Below are 19,664 nucleotides of genomic sequence, written 5' to 3'. Positions count from 1 at the left end.
GGGACGTGCATTGCCTCGAGGATGTCGCGTGCAGCGTCTACGATGGGCGCTGGCGCAGCCCTTGCGTGGGCTGCGGCGACCCACCCTCTTCGGGAGCTGCGATCCATGAAACCCGTCTCCGAACTGCTCAAGCGCCGCAACTCGGCCGTCTGGCGCATCGAGCCTGGCGCCACCATGTTCGACGCCCTGGAGGCGTTGGCCCGCCACGAGGTCGGCGCGCTGATGGTGATGACGCACGACAAGCTGGTCGGCGTGATCTCCGAGCGCGACTACACGCGCAAGGTCGCGCTGCAGGGGCGCAACTCGAAGGAAGTGCTGGTGGCCGAGCTGATGACGGCCGACGTGCTGACCGTGACGCCGTCCAGCCGCACGCGCGAGTGCATGACACTGATGAGCCAGAAGCGGATCCGCCACCTGCCGGTGGTGGACGGCGACCGGGTGGTCGGCATGATCTCCATCCGCGACCTGATGGACGACATCATCGCGGACCACGAAGAGACCATCGAGCAGCTGCGCAACTACATCCAGAGCTGAAGGCCGTGGCATGCTGCGCAACGATGGCGTCGAGGTCGGCGCAGGCGAAGTATTCACAACATGTCTCATCCGGATGACTGCGCGGCGAGCGAACTGGTCTGGCCCGCGCGCAAATATCTTTCCAGCTATGTTGCGGCGCTCGAGCGCGGCTGGTCGCCCAACAACCTGTGGCCCGCGGCCGGGTTCGAGGAGCTGGCGCGGATCCGGGCGGATCCCGCGCGCTTTCTCGAAGGGATGGTCGACCGCGACGCCAAGGGGCTGCCTGTCGCCTTGCCGGACGGCACCGTCGTGCCCCGGCTGCCCGGCTATCGCCGCTGGATCTGGGACGGCGAGTTCTGCGGCAGCATTTCCTTGCGCTGGCAGCGCGGCAGCAACGCCCTGCCTGCCTATTGCCTGGGCCACATCGGCTATGCCGTGGTGCCATGGAAGAGCGGCCGGGGCCATGCCACGCGGGCGCTCGGGCTGATGCTGCGCGAGGCCCGCGCCGAAGGCCTGGCCTATGTCGAGATCACCACCAGTCCCGACAACCTGGCATCGCAGCGGGTGATCTGCGCCAACGGCGGGGTTCTCGTCGAGAAGTTCATCAAGATGCCTGAGCTGGGCGGCACGCCCGAGTGGCGCTACCGCATCGATCTCTGAGCGTTTGCTCCGTGCGCCGCGCCCTCGGCTACTTCAGCGCCGCGCCGCGCGCGGGCTGCTGCGCCAGCAGGAAGTTGCGGATGCGCCGGCAGGGCCACAGGCCGCTCCGGTCCAGCGACTGGGCCTGGTCCAGCGCGCTTTCCTTCTCGGCAGGGCTGGGCGAAGAAGTCGCCCGATCACGCGTGTGAGCGGGCGGATGGGCATTCGTCCGTAGGCACATGACAAGGCTCCTTCGCAGTGAAGAGCCGCGGCGGGAACGATCCAGGCAGCTGCAGCCGTGCGATGCGCGGCTGCGCACCGATGCTGCATGCATCAACGACGGGAAGCGGACCGGGGAAACAAGAAGCGCCTGCGGGTAACAGGCTTTGCGCTGCGGCGGATTCGGCGTGCAGCGCATGGGAGCTGCGCTACTGGGGTGCCGAAGATGCCGCAAACGACGGGGTTCGCGTCACATCGCTGATTCGACTGGCACTGTCCACGCACGAGGCTCCGAAATAAAGATGCGAGATTGTTGCAAGGCAACATGGCAGGGTCAACCGAGGGTGGTCGTATTCCTTGCGCCCTGTGTGCTTTATGCAACCGTCCTGCTGCCGCGCGCGGAGCCTGCGACCATGTCGAAGCGGAACAGCCGGCACTCGATCGGCCCGTTCCACATCGGCACGCGGCGCGATTCCTTGAGCCGCATGCGCTTGGGCAGCTGCAGGTCGGGCGTGAGCACCCAGGCGGTCCAGCCGGCGTAGTGCTTCTTCCAGTGGCTGGCGAGCTGCACGAAGAACTCGCCGCCGTCCTCGGTCTGGGCCTCTTCACGGCTGCTGCGGCTGCCGCGATTGCCGCGGCCATCGCCCGCCACGCCGCCGACCTCGATGCGCTCGCCATAGGGCGGGTTGAGCACGATCACGCCCGACTCGGCGGGCGGCATGCGCTGCAGCGCATCGCCGCCGCGCAGCTGCACGGCGCTGGCCACGCCCGCGCGCTCGGCATTGCGTTCGGCGAAGTCGACCATGCGGTGCGACACGTCGGAGCCGAAGATGGGGGCCGGCAGCGCCTGCCTCACCGCGGCCTGCGCCTCGGCCTTGAGGGCCTGCCACACATGCGCCTGGAAGGGCAGCAGCTTCTCGAAGCCGAAGCGCCGCTGGGTGCCGGGCGCGATGCCCAGCGCCAGCTGCGCGGCCTCGATGACGATGGTGCCGCTGCCGCAGCAGGGGTCGTAGAGCGGCACCGGCGAGACCTCGCCGCGCTCGGGGTTCCACCAGCCGCTGGCGGCCAGCATGGCCGCGGCCAGCGTCTCCTTCAGCGGCGCGTCGCCCTTGTCCTGGCGCCAGCCGCGCTTGAAGAGCGGCTCGCCGGAAGTGTCGATGTAGAGGGTGCAGTGCTCCGCGTCGAGGTGCGCGAAGACGCGCGCGTCGGGCCACTGGGTCTCGATGCTGGGGCGCACGCCGTTCGCCTTGGCGCGGAAGCGGTCGGCGATCGCGTCCTTGATGCGCAGGGTCGCGAAGTTGAGGCTCTTGAGCGGACTGTGCTGGGCCGTGGTCTCGATCTTGAAGGTGTTCTTCGGCGTGAACCAGAGCTCCCAGGCCACGCCGCCGGCGATGTCGTAGAGATCGTGCTCGCTGCGGTAGGGCGCATGGGCCAGCTCGATCAGCACGCGCTGCGCGAGCCGGCTGTGCAGGTTGAGCTTCAGGGCCTGGCGCCAGTCGGCGCGCACGCGCACGCCGCCGCGCAGGACCAGGAGCTCATCGCCGGCGCGGCCGGTCAGCGCGTGCACCTCCTGGGCCAGGAAGTCCTCCACGCCGGCGGCGCAGGGCAGGAAAAGGGAAAGATCGTTCATGTCGGGGGGATGGCCGGCCAGTATCCCATGCGTCCCGTACCGCGTTTGCGCTATGGCCGGGCGCAAGCCCGGTGGGAAAATCCCCCGCGTGCATTGCCGCATTGCAACAGGGGCTGCCATGACCACCAGCGTGCTGATCGTCGAAGACACACCCGAGTTCATGCGCCGCTTCTCGGAGGCGGTGCTCGCCGACCCGGGCCTCGCCCTGGCGGGCGTGGTGGGAACCGGGCGCGCGGCGATCGCGATGCTGGACGCCCAGCCGCCCGACGTGATGCTGGTCGACCTGGGCCTGCCCGACATCGACGGCGTGGAGGTGATCCGCCACGCGGCGCGTCACCATCCGCAGTGCGACGTGCTGGTGGTCACCATGTTCGGCGACGACCAGCACGTGGTGGCCTCGATCGAGGCCGGCGCCACCGGCTACCTGCTGAAGGATGCGGGCGCCGGGCGCATCGCCGCCAGCATCCACGAGCTGCGGGCCGGCGGCTCGCCCATCAGCCCCAGCATCGCGCGGCGCGTGCTGGCGCGCTTCCGCATCAGCGCGGCGCCGACGCCGCCCAAGCAGCCCGCGCCCAGGGAGGCGCCGCCTTCGCCGCTGACGGAGCGCGAGACCGAGATCCTGCGGCTGGCCGCCAAGGGCCTGAGCTTCGAGACCATCGGGGAGCTGACCGAGATCTCGCCCCACACCGTGGTGGCGCATGTGAAGAAGATCTACCGCAAGCTCGCCGTGCATTCGCGTGGCGAGGCGGTCTACGAAGCGAGCCAGATGGGGCTTCTGTGATGCCCGGAGCGCGCCGCCCCGGCGCGCGGGCGGCAGGGCTGGTGCTGCTCCTCCTGGTCCTGGCCTGCCTCGCGGACGGCGCCGCGGCGGCGCTGCAGTCGCCACGCCACGCCGTCGTGCTCTCGGCGCCGACGGTGGAGCGCACGCCGCCGCCGCCCGGCGCCGGCTGGCAGCCGGTGACCTTGCCCGACGACGCCGGCTATTCGCGCCCGGCGCTGGCGCGCGCGCCCGCCTGGTACCGCATCGGCCTCGACTACCCGGACGACCCCGCGCGCCAGTTGCAATGGGCCGTGTATGTGCCCTACTTCTACGACGGCGGCGAGATCTGGCTCAACGGCAGCCTGATCGGCAGCGTAGCGGAGCGCAGCGCGACGGTCCATGCGCGCACCTACCGGCCCCAGACGGCGCTGCTGCCCGCCTCGCTGCTGCGCCCGGGCTACAACGAGCTGGCGATCCGCGCCATGCCCTCCCTGGACTATCCGCTGCGCTTCCCGCAGGTCAGCGTCGGGCCGCAGGACGAGATCCAGCCGCTGCACAACCGGCGCCTGTTTTGGGTGCGCACGGTGCCCGAGCTCACGGTGCTGGTGTCGCTGCTGGTGGCCGGCTTCGTCGCCTTCATCTGGTGGCGCCGCCCGGACGAGTCGCTCTACGGCCTGTTCGGGCTGGCGGCGGTGCTGTGGGCCGTGCGAACCATGACCTTCCTCATCGACACGCTGCCCGTCGGCCTCTGGCAGTGGTGGCGCGTGCTCTACCAGTGCGCCACCGGCGGCTTCGTGATCGTGATGGCGGTGTTCACGCTGCACTACGCGGGCATGCGCCGGCCCTGGCTGGACCGGGCGCTGGTCGCCTACGGGCTGGTCGGGCCGCTGTGGTTCGCGCTCGGCGGCTTCGGGGCCGAGCAGGCCATTGCGCGCTGGTGGCTGGGCGGCATGGTGGGCGTGGGGCTGCTGATCATCGCGGTCGCATTCGTCTATGCGCGGCGTCGCGGCACGCTGACGGCCGCCGCGCTCTCGGCCGTCATGGCCTTCGCCGTGCTGGTGGGCATCCACGACTACCTGCTGACTTGGGACCCGCGCCTGCTCGGGCGCTTCTTCCCGGAATGGACCGGCCATCGCATCCACCTGCTGCACTACGGGTCCAACACCCTGCTGCTGGCCATGGGCGCGCTGCTGACGGCGCGCTTCCTGCGCACCCTGCATTCGCTGGAGGAGCTCAACCGCACGCTGGAGACGCGGGTGGCGGACCGCGAGCGCGCGCTGGCCGAAAACTATGCGCGCGTGGCCGCGCTGGAGCGCGAGCATGCCGCTGCGGAGGAGCGCCAGCTGATCATGCGCGACCTGCACGATGGCCTGGGCTCGCAGCTCTTCACCTCGCTGTCGCGGGTGGAACGCGGCGACATGGACGAGGCGCAGATCGCCGGCGCGCTGCGCGCCTGCATCGCCGACATGCGGCTGGCGCTGGACGCGCTGGCTTCCGGCGAGCACGACCTGGGCGCGGCGCTGGGCAACTTCATGTTCCGCTGGGAGGGCCAGCTGCTCGCGGCCGGCGTGCGCTCGGGCTGGGACATCGACATGCCCGAGGACGGGAGGACGCTCTCGCCGCATGCCGCGCTGCAATTGCTGCGCGTAGCGCAGGAGGCGCTGACCAACGTGCTCAAGCACGCCGGCGCCACGCGGGTCCAGGTGCGGCTGCGGCGCGCGGGCGAGATGCTGGAGATGGAGATCGAGGACAACGGCCGCGGCCTGGACCCCGAGCCCGGACGGCAGGGCGGCCGTGGCCTGCACAACATGCGCTCGCGCGCCGAGCGGCTGGGCGGCAGCCTGGAGCTGCGCTCAGTGGTCGCCGGCGGCTGCTGCGTCGTGTTGCGCCTGCCGATGACGGTACCTGCGGCAGCGGCGGCCTGAGCACCGACGGCGCGGTCCTCCCGCGAATGCGGGATGCCCGGCGTGAATGCGGAATTTCCCAGTGCGCGCTTCCCTTCTAGATTGGATGCATGCGCACGTCGCGCATCTCGAGCAAGGAAGGAATCGCCATGCAGCCGCATCCGCATACCGTCTTCGTCAATCGGCCCGCCCGCCTGCGGTGCCGCATGCCGCAACTGCTGTTTTCCGCGACGCTGGCCATTGCCCTGCTCGCGGCAATGGTCCTGCTTGGTCATTGGGAGGTGGGAGCGAGCCATCCCGACGCATCGACGGGCGCCGCGCCCGCGGCCACGGGTGTGTGGGACTCCGCGGTCCCGGCCGCGAGCGAGGTGCTGCGCAATGCCGAACCGGTGCCGGATGAAGCGGTTGCCACCTTTTGAGTGTCCGCCATCCAAGGAAGATCGCCATGAAGAGACTGGACAACCCCGAGCAGCACGACGCGTCCTGGTTGGTCGTGCCCTTCGTGCTGCTGCTGGTGCTGGGCCCGGGCCTGCTGCTGATCGCGCGCTGGAGCCTCGGATAGTGTGCAGCCGGAGCGCTTGCCTTCTTCATCGAGAAGCCGGGCGACGTGGTGGGCCTGTGCCTGAACACGTCAACCCGCAATTCCGGCAACCTTGTTCAGCCCGGAAATGTCGATCACACGAATCTGCCCGTACTCGACAGCGATCAAGCCGACCTGCTGCAGCCGATGCAGTCCACTGCTGACGACCTGACGCGAGAGCCCACACAGCTTGCCAAGCTCTTCCTGCGAAATGCGAACCTTTCGGCCTGCCGACGGATTGAGAAGCGGATCGAACAAGCTGGCGAGCCCGAAGGCGACCTGTGCGGAGGTATCGCCCATTCGAGCCCGCTCAACAACTGAAATGAACTGGCCGAGCCGAGCATTCAGTTGCGAGATGAGGAAGTGGTTGAACGAAAGGCTGGTTTCGTAAAGCCACATGAAAGTCCTGCGAGGCATGAAGGCGATCCGGCTTTCCTGCAATGCCACGACTTCGTAGGGGCGCAACTCGCTCTTGAGGACCGAACCCTCCCCGAGCCACCCGCCGCGCGACACCCCGATGAAGGTGGTGCTTCGCCCGTCCTCCTCCATGGTGTCGACCTTCACCATGCCGCTCACGACGCCGATCCAGTGATCCGAGGGCTCGCCCTTCCGGATCACGACCGATCCTGCGGCGAACCTTCGCTCGTGCACGCTTTGCTCCACGGCGACGAGGTCGGCCTCTGAGAGTCCGTGAGCCCAGCTGGCTTCCCGGAGTGCACTTGAGAGTTCGGCGCTTCCTTCGATTCGCATGGGGTGGGGTATCCGTTTGCACCTTTGTCATTCTCACTACGGCATGCGTGGGTGTAAACGCCAAGCGCCTGGGCTAGGGACTTCCCCTTGGAATGTTCGCGCGACAACAGTCAGCGCCGGTACACGTGGCTCCAATGCCGGCAGCAGTTCGTCACCGGTGAGCTGCGCAACGTCAAGAGGAGACATAGCATGAGACCGTTCCTGTCGCACCTGCCTGCATCGTTGGCACTCGCCTTCGCCGCGCTGCTTGCCGCCTGTGGCGGCGGATCGAATCACGGTGGGGGGTTTTTCCCGCCTCCTTCCGCCCCCGCCGCCGCCGCACCGACCGCCGTCAAGACGGTGTCGAATCGAGCCGATCTGATAAGTGACGGCGATGCACTTATCGAGATCGTCCTGCCTCAGGGTGCCAGCGCGACAGGCATCAAGGTCGATCTCAATGGCGGGACGGACGTTACCTCGCAATTTGCCGTGCGCGCCGACGGGCGCATGCTCGGCGTGGTCTCCGGACTCAAGCCGGGCACCAACACGGTCGCCGCAACCGGCGGCAACGGGAAAGGCGCGAAGCTCGTCATCACGAACCACGATCGTGGGGGGCCGGTATTCGCGGGGGTCCAGGTCGAGCCGTGGATCTGCGCGACAGCCGACGGCAAGGCGATCAATCTGGCCGTCGAAGGCACGAATCTCTCCGACAGCGTGACCACCCGGGTCAACGGGCTCGGCGCCGATCCGTCCGACGACAAGTGCAACGCGCCCACCAAGTTCTTCTACTACTACCAGCCGAAGGCAAAGCAGGGGACCGCGTGCACGTACACGACGACCGGTGCAGATCCGTGCTTCGTCGAGTACCAGGCAGGAGCCAGGCCGGCCGACGCCGACATCGCGGACTTCACCAACGACAGGGGCCAGGTCGCCAAGCGCCTGCTGCGGCTCGAACTCGGAACGATGGGACGCGGGATGTACAGCATCCTCGCCTATTTCGACCCCGCGCAGCCGTGGGCACCCTGGTCCCCGCAGAAGGCCTGGAACGGAAAGCTTTTTTGGAAGTTCGGCGCATCGGCGTCCGGCAATCGCTTTCAGCAAGCGCCCGCCATGTCCCCTGCCGGAGGGTCCGTGTTCGATGCGAATGCACTGGCGGCGGGCTTCATGGTTGCGAACGCCCAACTGACCAATCACAACGACAACAACAACGAACTACTCGCCGCCGAAAACATGATGATGGTCAAGGAGCACATCATCGACACCTACGGAGAAATCCGCTACACGATGTCCGATGGCGGCTCCGGCGGCTCGATGATGCAGACGGTGATCGCGTCGGTCATGCCTGGATTGCTGCAAGGGCTGCAGACGGGCGTGAGCTATCCGGATGCGGTGTCCACGTGGATCGAGACTCGCGACTGCGGGCTGCTGGGGCGCTACTACCAGACATCCAACGGAAGCGCGCTGGCAGACAGCGCGCGCGCCGCGATCAACGGCCACCCCACGACCTACTGCCAGACCTGGATCAACTCGTTCATCAACCCGCAGGATCCGACGCGTGCGGCCAATTGCGGCGCGGGGTTCCCTGCATCGCTGGTCTATGTGCCCGGCTCGCGGCCGAACGGGGTTCGGTGCTCGATTCACGACATGATGATTGCGATCTTCGGCACCGTGACGGACATCGACGGTAGCGTGAAGCCGAAGCTTCCGTACGACAACACCGGCGTGCAGTACGGGCTGAAGGCACTGCAGGACGGTGCCATATCGGCCGAGCAATTCGTCCAGCTCAACGAGAGCGTCGGGGCCTATACGAGCGACATGGCCTGGACCGGTGGCGATGCCGCAGCGCCGACGATCCCGGCGCCGCGCTTCCGGGCATTGCCCGACCTCTTGCCGCAGATCTACCGCAGCGGGCTGCACAGCAACGCAAGGAACCTCGCGAAGGTACCCATCATCGACCTGCGGCCCGAGAGAGGTGCGGACATCCACATGACATGGCGCAGCTACGAAGCCCGCGCGCGCCTGGATGCGGCCAACGGCCATCATGCCAACCATGTGATGCGCGGAAGCAATACTGTCACCGGCGCCGCGCTGACGGCCCAGTCCTTCAAGATGATGGACCGTTGGCTCTCGGCCATGGAAAACGACGCCAGCGACGCGCCTTTGGAGGCAAAGGTCATCAGCAACAAGCCTTCGGACGTGAAGGACGGGTGCTTCACGACGAGCGGCGCCACCGAGGCCGACCTGGCCGCCGAACTCGCGTTGACAGATCCGGCCTGTCCCTTGAGGCCGACCCTGTCGCCGCGGCGGGTCGCAGGCGGGCCAACCGCTGAGGACGTCTACCAGTGCCAACTGAAGCCGCTCGTGCCGACCAGCCCCGACTACGGAGGCATCGTATTCAGCGGGGGCCAACTCGCACGCCTCGCGGCCGCGTTCCCGTCGGGCGTGTGCGACTGGTCCAAGCCGGGCGTCGGCCAAACCCCGGAATGGCAATTTACCAACTTCAACGCTGGACCGAGTGGCGTGCCGATCGGTCCCGAGCCGGGTTCCGTGGCCTTCTGAGCGCTTTGCGGATCACGGTTCCCAGGGAGTCGCGAGGTCCGTAGCGGGCCGGTGCAGGGCGCCCGTGGCCTTATGCTCCGCCCATGCCCGCCGAGCCGTTGAAACCCCAGGCTGCAACCGCCCACCGCGTCCCCGCCCGCCGCTACGGCGCGGTCGCGATGACGCTGCACTGGCTGCTCGCGCTGATGATCGTCACCTCCTTCAGCGTCGGCCTCTACATGGGCGGCCTGCCCTTCTCGCCGCTGCGGCTCAAGCTCTTCAACTGGCACAAGTGGGCCGGCATCGCCATCCTGGGGCTGACGGCGCTGCGGCTGCTTTGGCGCTTGTCGCACCCGCCGCCGCCGCTGCCGGCCTGCATTGCGGCGGCCATGCCGGGCTGGCAGCTGGTGGCGCACCGCGGCACGCACCTGCTGCTCTACCTGCTGCTCTTCGCCGTGCCGCTGGCCGGATGGGCCTACAGCTCGGCGCTCGGCTTTCCCGTCGTCTGGCTGGGCCTGGTGCCGCTGCCGGACTTCGTGCCGGTGGACAAGGCCTTCGCCGAGGCGGTGCTGAAGCCGCTGCACCAGGGCAGCGCCTTCGCGCTGGGGGCCGTGGTGCTGCTGCATGCGGCGGCAGCGCTCAAGCATCACTTCATCGACCACGACGGCCTGCTGGATCGCATGTGGCCGTTCTCGCACCAGGGACACGCCCGATGAGCCTTCTTCGCCCCGCGTGGCGCGCCCTGTGTGCAGCCGCGCTGATCCTCGTTGCTTCGGCCGCCGCCGTGGCTGGCGCCGAGCCCATGGCCCAGCTCGCGCCGGGCTACAGCCAGATCGGCTTCGTCAGCAAGCAGATGGGCGTGCCGGTCGAGGGCCGGTTCCGGAAGTTCGATGCCCAGGTTGCCTTCGACCCGAAGAAGCCCGAGGGCGGCACCGTGGCGCTGCAGGTCGACATGGCGAGCGCCACGCTGGGCGTCCCGCAGAGCGATGCCGAACTGCCCAAGGCGCCCTGGTTCGACACGGCGCGCTTTCCCAAGGCCACCTTCCAGTCCAGCGCGATCAGGGGCCTGGGCGGCGGCCGCTTCGAGATCGCGGGCCGGTTGACCATCAAGGGCCAGACGCAGGAACTCGTGGTGCCGGTAACGATCACCCAGTCCGCGGATCGCTCCACCGCCGCCGGAAGCTTTACGATCCAGCGCCTCGCCTTCAAGGTCGGCGAGGGCGAATGGGCTGACACCGCGATGATCGGCGACGAAGTGCAGGTGCGCTTTAAGCTCGTCCTGACAGGCCTGCGTCCACTCTGACTTTGCCATGCACGCATCCACCGCCACGCCCAAGCCCGCCATGAAGATGATCAAGTCCGTTGTTGCCGCCGCACTGCTGGCTGCCGCCTCCCTGGCCGCCGCGCAGACCGCGCCGGAAATGGCCGCGCAGCCCGCCGGCGGACCGGTCAAGGGCGCGAGCTATGTGGTCGACCCCACGCACACCTTCGTGATGTACGAGATGGGCCACTACGGCACCACCACCAACCGCGGCCGCTTCAGCACGAAGGACGGCACCATCAAGATCGACGGCACGGGCAAGGGCGGCAAGATCGACATCACGATGGACATCGGCTCCATCAACACCGGCGTCGACCTGCTCAACCGCCATGTGCTGAGCAAGGATTTCTTCAACGTCGCCGAGTTTCCGGTGGCCCGTTTCGTGGCCGAGAAGATCGACTTCAGCGGCGACAAGGTGACCGAGGTCGACGGCTCGCTCACGATGATGGGCCAGACCCGGCCGGTCAAGCTCAAGGCCAACCGCTTCGGCTGCTACCTGAGCCCGCTCATCAAGCGCCAGGTCTGCGGCGGCGACTTCGAGACGACGGTGGAGCGCAGCAGCTGGGGCATCACCTGGGGCATCCCCTTCGGGTTCGAGGACAAGGTGCGGCTGCTGGTGCAGGTGGAGGCGGTGAACATCACGGGCGGGCCGGGCTGAGTCCGAAGCCGGCTGGTTGGAAAGCGGAACTTCCCGAACTGGTCACAGGTTGTGGCCACCTCGGCCTTCTCTACAGCAAACTCTCCGGCGCCAGCGGCGCCAGGATCTCCAGCATCACGCGGTCCCAGAGGGTGGAGTCGGGCTCGCTGGTCAGCACCTGCTCGACGCCGGCCTCCTCGCTGACCCATTCGATGCGCTCGGTGCCCGGCGCGAAGCGCACCTTGTAGGCGCCCTGCTGCTTGAGCACCTCGATCAGCTTGAGCACCTGCTGCGCCATCTGGGGGCTGAAGATGATCAGCCCGATCTCGGTGTTGTGCATGTCGGAGCGCGGATCGAAGTTCATCGAGCCGACGAACAGCGTGCGTCCGTCGATCACCGCCGACTTGGCATGCAGGCGCCCGATCTGCGTGCCGAAGAGGCCGAGGCGCACGCTGCGCCGGGTGCGCTGGGAGCTGAGTTCGTAGATCTCGGCGCCGAGCCTGAGCATGTCTTCGCGGTAACGGCGGTAGCCGGTGTGCACCACCGGCTCGTCGGTGGCGGCCAGCGAGTTGGTGACCACGCTGATCTTCATGCCGCGCCGGCGCACCTCGCGCATCGCCTCCAGCCCGCCCTTGCCGGGGATCAGGTAGGGCGAGACGATGGTCACGTCGGAGCGCCCACGGCGGATCTGCTCGATCACGTTGTAGCGCACGCTGTCGACGTCCAGCAGCGGGATGCCGCCATAGGTCACCTGCCTGCCGATCACCCGGTCGGGCGAATCGGCGTAGGCCTCTGCCCGGGTCCAGATCAGGTCCAGCCTGCCGGCCTTGATGTCCTCCACGAGGGGGCTGTAGCCCAGCACGTCGTTGGGTGCGGGCGGGCGCGGGGGTGGCGTGGTCTGCGGACCGCTCAGCGCCTCGAAGCGGCGCTGGCGTTCCTCGCGCGGCACGGAGGATGCCACCACGGTCTCAATGGGGCGCACGTACTCGCTGTTCCAGTATTGGTCGAACAGGCTGGCCAGCCGCGGGATGAGCGCCCCGGCGACGAAGGTGTCGAGGTCGATGAAATTGGCGCCCGCCGTCTGCGTGAAGTACTCGTTGCCGATGTTGCGCCCGCCGGCCACCGCCATCGCGCCGTCGGCGATGAAGAGCTTGTTGTGCATGCGCCGGTTCACGCGGCTGAAGTCGAACAGTGACGCGGAGAAGCGCCCGAGCATGCTGCCGCGCCCGGCCGGGAAGGGATTGAACAGGCGCAGCTCCAGGTTGGGCGTGGCGGCCAGCGCCAGCAGCAGATCGTCCTCGCCCGAGGTGTAGAGATCGTCCATCAGCAGGCGCACGCGCACGCCGCGCAGGGCGGCGTCGCGCAGCGTGCGCAGCAGGTAGCGGCCGGTCTCGTCGTTGTGGATCTGGTAGTACTGCACGTCCAGCGTGCGCTGGGCCCGGCGCGCCAGCTCGAGCCGGGTGTCGAGCGCGAAATCGCCGCCGGGCATCAGGCGGAAGCCGCTCAGGTCGGGGTCGGGCTGCGAGCTTTTCGCGATGCGGCCCAGCGCAGTGTCAGGAGACAGCGGCACCGCCCTGGAGGGCGTGCGCTCGAACTCGGCAGGCAGCACGGCACAGCCGCTGGCCAGGAAGAGTAGCGCCCCCAATGCCAAGCCCAGGCGCACCCACTGCGGCCAGCGGCTCCGGCGCGCGCGCATCGCTACAAGGCCTTGCGCAGGTTGGCAGGCGCGATGCGCAGCGCCTCGCGGTACTTGGCCACCGTGCGGCGCGCGCACTCGATGCCCTGCTCCTTGAGCATCTCGGAAACCTGGCTGTCCGACAGCGGCTTCTTCACGTCCTCGGCGCTCACGAACTGCTTGATCAGGGCGCGCACCGCGGTGCTGGAGGCGTTGCCGCCGGTCTCGGTGCCCAGCGCCGAGCCGAAGAAGTACTTGAGCTCGACCGTGCCGTAGGGCGTGGACATGTACTTGGCAGTGGTCACGCGGCTGATGGTGGATTCGTGCAGGCCCAGCTCGTCGGCGATCTCGCGCAGCACCAGCGGGCGCATGGCGAGCTCGCCGTGGACGAAGTAGTTCTTCTGCCGCTCCACGATCGCGTTCGACACGCGCAGGATGGTGTCGAAGCGCTGCTGGATGTTCTTGATGAACCAGCGCGCCTCCTGCAGCCGCTGCGACAGCGCCTGGCTGCCCTCACCCTTGTGCGCCTTCAGCGCGCCGGCGTAGATGTCGTGCACGCGCAGCCGCGGCATCACCTCGGGGTTGAGCATGACGCGGAACCTGGCGCTGGTGCCGTGGCCCACGCGCGTGACGATCACGTCGGGGATGACGATGTTGCGCTCGACGTTGGCGAAGCGGCGTCCGGGCTTGGGCTCCAGCCGCGCGATAAGCTGCAGGGCGGCGCGCACTTCCTCCTCGTTGCTGCGGGTGAGCGTGGCCAGGCGCTTGAAGTCGCGCTTGGCGAGCAGCTCCATCGGCTGCTTGCAGATTGCGATCGCGGTCCGGCGCACCTGCTTCTCGTCCTCGGTGTCGTCCTCTTCCTGCTGCGCGCGCAGCTGGATGGCGAGGCACTCGGCCAGGCTGCGGGCACCGACGCCGACCGGCTCCAGGTTCTGCAGCAGGCCGAGCGCGACCTGGAAGTGGTGCACCAGCTCGTCGAACTGTTCGTTGTCGTCGCCGGCCAGGCCGGAGGCCAGGGCCGGCAGCGAGTCCTCGAGGTAGCCGTCGTCGTTGAGCGACTCGATCAGGAAGCGCAGCGCGGCGCGGTCGTTCTCCTCCAGGCGCAGGCTCAGTGCCTGGCGATGCAGGAAGGACTGCAGCGACTCCTGGCTGCTGGCGAGTTCGGTCGCATCGGGGCGCTCGTTGTCGCCGGTGCCGCTGTTGCGCGCGGGCGCGTCGCCGCCCCATTCGCTGTCGTCCGGCGCGAGGTCGACCGTGCCGTCGCCTTCCCAGTCGGGCTCGCTCTCCGGGCCTTCGGCGGCCGCGGCTGTCTCGCTGTCGGCGGGGGAGGCCGGCGCACTGTCGGCGGACGCCGCAGCGGGGGTCGCGACGAACTCGGACTCGCTGTCGACCTGGCGGTCATCGTCGCGCACCGGCGCGTCGGCCGAGTCGAGCCCGAACTCTTCGCGCGGCGCCTCGTCGGCCGTGCGCTCCAGGAAAGGGTTCTCGTCGAGCATCTGCTCGACTTCCTGGCTCAACTCGAGCGTCGACAGCTGCAGCAGCCGGATCGACTGCTGCAATTGCGGCGTCAGCGCGAGGTGCTGCGAGACGCGCAGCGAGAGCCCTTGCTTCATTGAATGACAAGCCCTTACATCCGGAAGTGCTCGCCGAGGTAGACGCGCCGCACCTCGGCGTTGTCGACGATCTCCGATGGCGTGCCTTGTGCCAGCACATGCCCGTCGCTGATGATGAAGGCGTGATCGCAGATGCCCAGCGTCTCACGCACGTTGTGGTCCGTGATGAGAACGCCGATGCCGCGCTCCTTCAGGAAGTTGATGATCCGCTGGATCTCGATCACCGCGATCGGATCGATGCCGGCGAAGGGCTCGTCCAGCAGGATGAAGCGCGGCTGGGTGGCCAGCGCGCGCGCGATTTCGACGCGGCGGCGCTCGCCGCCCGACAGCGCCAGCGCAGGAGAATCGCGCAGGTGGTCCACGCGCAGGTCGTGCAGCAGCTCGCTCAGGCGTTCCTCGATGCGCTGCTTCGACAGCGGCAGCGGCCGGCCGTCGCCGTTCGGCTCGCGCTGCAGTTCGAGCACCGCGCGCACGTTCTCCTCGACCGTCAACTTGCGGAAGATCGAGGCCTCCTGCGGCAGGTAGCTCAAGCCCATGCGGGAGCGGCGGTGGATCGGCATGTGCGCGATCGGCACTCCGTCGATGCTGATCTCGCCCGCGTCCGCACGCACCAGGCCGACGATCATGTAGAAAGAGGTGGTCTTGCCGGCGCCGTTGGGACCCAGCAGGCCGACCACCTCGCCCTTGTCGACGCCCAGCGAGACGTCCTTGACGACCTTGCGGCTGCCGTAGGTCTTCTGCAGGCCGCGCGCCTCGAGGCGGCTGCCCGTCGCTTCGCCGGGGCCATGGGGGGCCATATCGGGGTCCGCCCTCACTTGCGTTCTTCCCCGCCGAGGGTGGTGGTCGAGCGCAGGCCGCTGCCGCTCGCCGGTGCTGCGGCAGGCGCCGCGGGCGGCCGGGTGCCGGGAGCCGGCGCCGAGGCGGCCGGCTTGGGCGTGAGGATGGCCCGCACGCGGCCGCCCTGCGCCGCGACGCCCGCATTGGGCGGCAGCGAGGAGCCGTTGACGGTGAAGGTGTCGTTGCTCTGGTCGTAGACGATCAGCGGCCCGCTGCTCTCGTCGTTGACGGTGGCGCCGTAGAGGCGGCGCATCACGGCGCGCCGGATGAATTTCACGTTGTCGGCACGGCTGTCGTACTCGATCACCTCCGATTCGCCCTCGATCCACTCGTCGGTGCCGGCGTCGCGCTTCTGCTTGTAATAGGCCAGCTTGCCGGGCGCTGCCGTGACCACGCCGTACTGGTAGCCCTCCGGGTCCTGCCGCACGTCGATGCGGGCGCCGCGGATGATGATCGTCCCCTTGGTCACCACCACGTTGCCGGTGAAGACGCTGGTCTGCTTGAGGTCGTCATAGCGCATCGCGTCGGCCTCGATGTTCATCGGCTTGGTGCGGTCGGCCTTCTCGGCCTGCGCCAGCGGGAAGAGCCCGGCCAGCATCAGGACGAATACGAAAGCACGACAGAAGTGGGTAGGGCGGAGGGGAATTGCGAACGAAGTCATAAAGGCACGAAACTTGCTGCGATTGTATGCGTGCTCACGAACCGGACTTCGAGCACCCGGATGAAAAATGGCCCCCACGCTCCCTCACTTCGTGTGGTCGCTGCCTCCCAAAAAAGGGGGCGTTTTTCATCTTGGGGCGGCCCGGCGATGAAAAAGCCCACCGAGGCGGGCTTGTTGCGGGGGAAGAGGAGCGGCCTCAGGCGCTCTTGCGCGCTTCGCCGACCAGGTAGTCGGTGACCTGCAGGGCGCGCTCCATGCTCTTTGCGAGGTCGCCATCCACATACCAGCGCCCGGCGATGCCGATCGAGGGCACGCCGGCGACCTGATAGGCGTCCTGCAGCTGCTTGGCGCGCTGGATCTTGCTTGCCACGCTGAAGGACTTGTACTGCTCGGTGAACTTGGCCTTGTCGAGGCCATTGGCGGCAGCCCAGTCGATGATCTGCTGCTCGCCCGAGAGGTTCTGCCGCTGCTGGTGGATGGCGGCGAAGACCTTGCGCTGGTATTCGTCGACCTTGCCCATGGCCTCGAGCGCGTAGTAGAGCTTCTGCTGCGGCTGGAAGCTGGCCTGGAAGGCGACCGGCACGCGCTTGAAGGCCACGTGGGGCGGCAGCTTCCTGATCCAGCTCTCGAGCGTGGGCTCGAACGCGTTGCAGTGCGGGCAGTTGTACCAGAAGAATTCGATCACCTCGACCTTGCCGGCCGGCGCATCGACCGGCACGCGCTTGTCGAGCACTGCGTAGTCGGTGCCCGCCTTGGGCGCCAGCGTCTGCGCGTGCGCGGGGGTGATCAGGGGAAGCAGCCCCAGCGAGGTGGCAGCCAGCGAAAAGTCACGGCGTTTCATGTGTAAGGTTCTCCTGTGCGGCTGACAGAGCCCGCGATGGCGCCGGGAGTTCCCCGGGGACGGCGCGGGCATCAAAAGACGAGGCTCAGCGCTGCACGCGCACCAGGGCTGATTCGAGGCCGCCGCCGTCGAGCCGTTCCTTGAGCCTGTCGGCATCTTCCTTCTTGTTGAAAGGCCCCGCACGCACCCGGTAGACGGTGCGGCCGGCCTGCTCGCGCTCGGTGACCCGCGCCTCCACGCCCATCAGCGAGAGCCTGGCGCGCTGCGTCTCGGCATCCTCGGGAGTGCGGAAGGCGCCGGCCTGCACGAAGTACATGAAGGGATCGCTGCTGCTGGGCGGGGCGACGGCCGTGGTGGTGCCGGCGCCCGAACGCGAACGTGCGAGATCGCCGATCGGGTCGTTGGACGGTGGCAGCGCGTTGGCTTCGGCCGGCACTGGCGGGCGCGCGCGTTGTTGCTGTTGCTGAGCGGCCGGCGGCACCACCACCGGGGCCGGCGCGGTCTGCGGCACGCCCGGCGCGGCGGCGGACGGCTGCGGCGCCGCGGGCGGGGCCGGCGGTTCCGGCGGACGCACGGCGCCAGCCTTGCCGGCCAGCGGGGCGTTGGGGTTCCAGTCGCGGTTCTTGCGCGCCTCGGCCTCGTCCTGCTCGGGGCCGCCGCGTTGGGTCTTGGTCATGAAGGGGATGGGCACCTTGGTCACGTAGACCGCGATGCCCAGTGCCACGCCGAGGCCCAGCACCAGCCCGATGATCAGGCCGATGACGATGTTGCCGCGTTGTCGTCTTTGAGTCATGGTGAGGGTAGCAATCACATCTTGCGCGGCGCGCTCACGCCGAGAATCGCGAGGCCATTGTGCAGCACCTGCGCGGTGGCGGCGACCAGCGCCAGGCGGGCCAGTTTCACCGGCTCGTCGTCGACGAGGATGCGCTCGGCATCGTAGTAGCTGTGGTAGGCCGCGGCCAGCTCGCGCAGGTAGAAGGTGACGTCGTGCGGCGCGAAGTCCTGGGCCGCGGCGGCCAGCATGTCGGGGTACTTGGCCAGCATCAGCAGCAGCGACTGCGCGGCCGGGCTCCCGAGCGGCGAAAGCTCCGCCTGCGCGAGTGCCGCCGTGTCGCCGCCCCAGGCCGCGAGCACCGAGCAGATGCGCGCGTGGGCGTACTGCACGTAGTAGACCGGGTTGTCGTTGTTCTGCGCCAGCGCGAGGTCGATGTCGAAGGTGTACTCGGTGTCGGGCTTGCGGCTCAGCAGGAAGAAGCGCACGGCATCGGTGCTGGTCCACTCGATCAGGTCGCGCAGCGTGACGTAGCTGCCGGCGCGCTTGCTGATCTTGACCTCCTCGCCGCCGCGCATCACGCGCACCATGGTGTGCAGCACGTAGTCGGGGTAGCCGGGCGGGATGCCCAATTTGTCGAACTCACTCACCGCCTGCAGGCCGGCCTTCACGCGCGCGATCGTGCCGTGGTGGTCGGTGCCCTGGATGTTCACCACCTTGTGGAAGCCGCGCTCCCACTTGGCGATGTGATAGGCGACGTCGGGCACGAAGTAGGTGTAGCTGCCGTCCCCCTTGCGCATGACGCGGTCCTTGTCGTCGCCGTAGTCGGTCGACTTCAGCCACAGCGCGCCGTCCTGCTCATAGGTCTTGCCGGCCTCGACGAGCTTCATCACCGTGGCCTCGACCCGGCCGCTGGTGTAAAGGCTGGACTCGAGGTAGTAGTTGTCGAAGCGCACCTGGAACGCCCTGAGGTCCAGGTCCTGCTCGTGGCGCAGGTAGGCCACCGCGAACTGGCGGATCGAATCGATGTCCTCCACGTCGCCGCTGGCGGTGTATTCGCGATCGTCCGAGCGCACCGTCTTCCTCGCCTTGAAGTCCTCGGCGATGTCGGCGATGTACTCGCCGTTGTAGGCCTGCTCGGGCCATTGCGGATCGCCCGGCTTGAAGCCCTTGGCGCGCAGCTGGGTGCTGGCGGCCAGGGTCTGGATCTGCACGCCTGCGTCGTTGTAGTAGAACTCGCGATACACCTGCGCGCCTTGCGTCGCGAGCAGGTTGCAGATGGCATCGCCCAGCGCGGCCTGGCGGCCGTGGCCGACGTGCAGCGGACCGGTGGGATTGGCGGAGACGAATTCGACCAGCACGCGATCGCCCGTGTCCGCCTCGCGGCCGAAGGCCTCGCCCGCGGCGAGCACCTCGCGCACCACCTGCTGCTTGGCGGCGGTCTTGAGGCGGATGTTGAGGAAGCCCGGGCCGGCGATCTCGATGGCATCGACCCATTGCTGGAAGGCAGGCGTGTCGCGCAGTGCGGTGCTGATGTCCTCGGCCAGCTCGCGTGGCTTGCGCCCGAGCGGCTTGGCGAGCTGCATGGCGGCCGTGCAGGCGAGGTCGCCATGGGCCGCGACCTTGGGCGATTCGAAGACCGCCTTGGCGCCGGAGCCGGGGGAGAGGGATTCGAGCGTGTTCGCGAGTGCCGCGAGCAGCTCCTGTTTGACCAATAGCATCGCGGGATTTTACCGGGGGCAAACCGGACCCCCGGGGCGAAGGTCATCCGCCGGTCAGGGGCGCCCGTTAGCAT

The 19,664-nt window shown here is 68.3% G+C and carries 19 protein-coding genes; 9 read left to right on the top strand and 10 right to left on the bottom strand.

Features of this window, described 5'->3' with window-relative positions:
• The first annotated feature begins 105 nt into the window (after nt 1-105).
• A complete protein-coding gene (locus E5P3_RS28055) occupies nt 106-534 on the top strand; it encodes a CBS domain-containing protein (RefSeq protein WP_162588945.1) in 429 nt (142 codons plus the stop codon).
• Nucleotides 535-594: 60 nt separating this feature from the next.
• A complete protein-coding gene (locus E5P3_RS28050; RefSeq protein ID WP_162588944.1) occupies nt 595-1,173 on the top strand; it encodes a GNAT family N-acetyltransferase in 579 nt (192 codons plus the stop codon).
• A gap of 28 nt (nt 1,174-1,201) precedes the next feature.
• Here the strand turns inward: E5P3_RS28050 and E5P3_RS28045 are convergent, their stop codons facing one another.
• Nucleotides 1,202-1,393, bottom strand: coding sequence for a hypothetical protein (locus E5P3_RS28045; protein WP_162588943.1), 192 nt, complete (start codon nt 1,391-1,393; stop codon nt 1,202-1,204).
• A 351-nt stretch (nt 1,394-1,744) separates the two neighbouring features.
• Complete coding sequence (locus tag E5P3_RS28040; protein ID WP_162588942.1) at nt 1,745-3,001, bottom strand: THUMP domain-containing class I SAM-dependent RNA methyltransferase; 1,257 nt, start codon at nt 2,999-3,001, stop codon at nt 1,745-1,747.
• A 118-nt stretch (nt 3,002-3,119) separates the two neighbouring features.
• On the opposite strand from E5P3_RS28040, the gene E5P3_RS28035 reads away from it, so the two are divergent.
• From E5P3_RS28035 to E5P3_RS28025, 3 genes are all read left to right on the top strand, one after another.
• Entirely contained in the window at nt 3,120-3,782 is a 663-nt protein-coding gene (locus tag E5P3_RS28035; RefSeq protein ID WP_162588941.1) for a response regulator, read from the top strand.
• Nucleotides 3,782-5,686 (top strand): sensor histidine kinase, encoded by a 1,905-nt coding sequence (locus E5P3_RS28030; RefSeq protein ID WP_162588940.1) that lies wholly within the window; start codon nt 3,782-3,784, stop codon nt 5,684-5,686. Before E5P3_RS28035 ends, E5P3_RS28030 begins: the two co-directional genes overlap by 1 nt.
• A gap of 89 nt (nt 5,687-5,775) precedes the next feature.
• Nucleotides 5,776-6,084: a hypothetical protein gene (locus tag E5P3_RS28025; protein ID WP_162588939.1), complete on the top strand. Its 309-nt coding sequence runs from the start codon at nt 5,776-5,778 to the stop codon at nt 6,082-6,084.
• Nucleotides 6,085-6,296: 212 nt separating this feature from the next.
• Here the strand turns inward: E5P3_RS28025 and E5P3_RS28020 are convergent, their stop codons facing one another.
• Entirely contained in the window at nt 6,297-6,995 is a 699-nt protein-coding gene (locus tag E5P3_RS28020; protein WP_162588938.1) for a Crp/Fnr family transcriptional regulator, read from the bottom strand.
• Between the two features lie 189 nt (nt 6,996-7,184).
• Between E5P3_RS28020 and E5P3_RS28015 the strand changes: the two genes are divergently transcribed.
• From E5P3_RS28015 to E5P3_RS28000, 4 genes are all read left to right on the top strand, one after another.
• Nucleotides 7,185-9,533, top strand: coding sequence for a DUF6351 family protein (locus E5P3_RS28015; protein ID WP_162588937.1), 2,349 nt, complete (start codon nt 7,185-7,187; stop codon nt 9,531-9,533).
• 83 nt (nt 9,534-9,616) lie between these two features.
• A complete protein-coding gene (locus E5P3_RS28010; RefSeq protein ID WP_162588936.1) occupies nt 9,617-10,228 on the top strand; it encodes a cytochrome b in 612 nt (203 codons plus the stop codon).
• Nucleotides 10,225-10,815, top strand: coding sequence for a YceI family protein (locus E5P3_RS28005; RefSeq protein WP_162588935.1), 591 nt, complete (start codon nt 10,225-10,227; stop codon nt 10,813-10,815). The genes E5P3_RS28010 and E5P3_RS28005 overlap by 4 nt, the downstream gene beginning before the upstream one ends.
• A gap of 46 nt (nt 10,816-10,861) precedes the next feature.
• Nucleotides 10,862-11,491 carry a YceI family protein gene (locus E5P3_RS28000; RefSeq protein WP_162589912.1) on the top strand — a complete coding sequence of 210 codons (630 nt, stop codon included), beginning with the start codon at nt 10,862-10,864 and terminating at the stop codon, nt 11,489-11,491.
• A gap of 70 nt (nt 11,492-11,561) precedes the next feature.
• Here the strand turns inward: E5P3_RS28000 and E5P3_RS27995 are convergent, their stop codons facing one another.
• The 7 genes from E5P3_RS27995 to argS form a co-directional block, all read right to left on the bottom strand.
• Complete coding sequence (locus E5P3_RS27995; RefSeq protein ID WP_162588934.1) at nt 11,562-13,166, bottom strand: phospholipase D family protein; 1,605 nt, start codon at nt 13,164-13,166, stop codon at nt 11,562-11,564.
• A 2-nt stretch (nt 13,167-13,168) separates the two neighbouring features.
• Nucleotides 13,169-14,758 carry an RNA polymerase factor sigma-54 gene (locus E5P3_RS27990; protein ID WP_162588933.1) on the bottom strand — a complete coding sequence of 530 codons (1,590 nt, stop codon included), beginning with the start codon at nt 14,756-14,758 and terminating at the stop codon, nt 13,169-13,171.
• Nucleotides 14,759-14,772: 14 nt separating this feature from the next.
• Nucleotides 14,773-15,555, bottom strand: a complete 783-nt coding sequence (lptB, locus tag E5P3_RS27985) for an LPS export ABC transporter ATP-binding protein (protein ID WP_162588932.1) — start codon at nt 15,553-15,555, stop codon at nt 14,773-14,775.
• Nucleotides 15,556-15,569: 14 nt separating this feature from the next.
• Nucleotides 15,570-16,256, bottom strand: coding sequence for a lipopolysaccharide transport periplasmic protein LptA (gene lptA, locus E5P3_RS27980; RefSeq protein ID WP_162588931.1), 687 nt, complete (start codon nt 16,254-16,256; stop codon nt 15,570-15,572).
• Nucleotides 16,257-16,452: 196 nt separating this feature from the next.
• On the bottom strand, nt 16,453-17,097 hold the full coding sequence (locus tag E5P3_RS27975) for a thiol:disulfide interchange protein DsbA/DsbL (protein ID WP_162588930.1): 645 nt from the start codon (nt 17,095-17,097) through the stop codon (nt 16,453-16,455).
• Nucleotides 17,098-17,182: 85 nt separating this feature from the next.
• On the bottom strand, nt 17,183-17,890 hold the full coding sequence (locus E5P3_RS27970; RefSeq protein WP_162588929.1) for an SPOR domain-containing protein: 708 nt from the start codon (nt 17,888-17,890) through the stop codon (nt 17,183-17,185).
• Between the two features lie 14 nt (nt 17,891-17,904).
• Nucleotides 17,905-19,590 (bottom strand): arginine--tRNA ligase, encoded by a 1,686-nt coding sequence (argS, locus tag E5P3_RS27965; protein WP_162588928.1) that lies wholly within the window; start codon nt 19,588-19,590, stop codon nt 17,905-17,907.
• Nucleotides 19,591-19,664 lie beyond the last annotated feature (74 nt).

Origin of the sequence: Variovorax sp. RA8, assembly GCF_901827175.1 — a bacterium.
GTDB lineage: Bacteria > Pseudomonadota > Gammaproteobacteria > Burkholderiales > Burkholderiaceae_C > Variovorax.
Note: the sequence above shows the minus strand (reverse complement) of the source record. Positions and strands in the feature narration are given on the sequence as shown.

Bases quoted from the DNA above. Each gene is read 5' to 3' on its own strand.
- E5P3_RS28055 (WP_162588945.1), top strand. From the start codon at position 106: ATGAAACCCGTCTCCGAACTGCTCAAGCGCCGCAACTCGGCCGTCTGG.
- E5P3_RS28050 (WP_162588944.1), top strand. From the start codon at position 595: ATGTCTCATCCGGATGACTGCGCGGCGAGCGAACTGGTCTGGCCCGCG.
- E5P3_RS28045 (WP_162588943.1), bottom strand. From the start codon at position 1,393: ATGTGCCTACGGACGAATGCCCATCCGCCCGCTCACACGCGTGATCGG.
- E5P3_RS28040 (WP_162588942.1), bottom strand. From the start codon at position 3,001: ATGAACGATCTTTCCCTTTTCCTGCCCTGCGCCGCCGGCGTGGAGGAC.
- E5P3_RS28035 (WP_162588941.1), top strand. From the start codon at position 3,120: ATGACCACCAGCGTGCTGATCGTCGAAGACACACCCGAGTTCATGCGC.
- E5P3_RS28030 (WP_162588940.1), top strand. From the start codon at position 3,782: ATGCCCGGAGCGCGCCGCCCCGGCGCGCGGGCGGCAGGGCTGGTGCTG.
- E5P3_RS28025 (WP_162588939.1), top strand. From the start codon at position 5,776: ATGCGCACGTCGCGCATCTCGAGCAAGGAAGGAATCGCCATGCAGCCG.
- E5P3_RS28020 (WP_162588938.1), bottom strand. From the start codon at position 6,995: ATGCGAATCGAAGGAAGCGCCGAACTCTCAAGTGCACTCCGGGAAGCC.
- E5P3_RS28015 (WP_162588937.1), top strand. From the start codon at position 7,185: ATGAGACCGTTCCTGTCGCACCTGCCTGCATCGTTGGCACTCGCCTTC.
- E5P3_RS28010 (WP_162588936.1), top strand. From the start codon at position 9,617: ATGCCCGCCGAGCCGTTGAAACCCCAGGCTGCAACCGCCCACCGCGTC.
- E5P3_RS28005 (WP_162588935.1), top strand. From the start codon at position 10,225: ATGAGCCTTCTTCGCCCCGCGTGGCGCGCCCTGTGTGCAGCCGCGCTG.
- E5P3_RS28000 (WP_162589912.1), top strand. From the start codon at position 10,862: ATGATCAAGTCCGTTGTTGCCGCCGCACTGCTGGCTGCCGCCTCCCTG.
- E5P3_RS27995 (WP_162588934.1), bottom strand. From the start codon at position 13,166: ATGCGCGCGCGCCGGAGCCGCTGGCCGCAGTGGGTGCGCCTGGGCTTG.
- E5P3_RS27990 (WP_162588933.1), bottom strand. From the start codon at position 14,758: ATGAAGCAAGGGCTCTCGCTGCGCGTCTCGCAGCACCTCGCGCTGACG.
- lptB (WP_162588932.1), bottom strand. From the start codon at position 15,555: ATGGCCCCCCATGGCCCCGGCGAAGCGACGGGCAGCCGCCTCGAGGCG.
- lptA (WP_162588931.1), bottom strand. From the start codon at position 16,256: ATGACTTCGTTCGCAATTCCCCTCCGCCCTACCCACTTCTGTCGTGCT.
- E5P3_RS27975 (WP_162588930.1), bottom strand. From the start codon at position 17,097: ATGAAACGCCGTGACTTTTCGCTGGCTGCCACCTCGCTGGGGCTGCTT.
- E5P3_RS27970 (WP_162588929.1), bottom strand. From the start codon at position 17,890: ATGACTCAAAGACGACAACGCGGCAACATCGTCATCGGCCTGATCATC.
- argS (WP_162588928.1), bottom strand. From the start codon at position 19,590: ATGCTATTGGTCAAACAGGAGCTGCTCGCGGCACTCGCGAACACGCTC.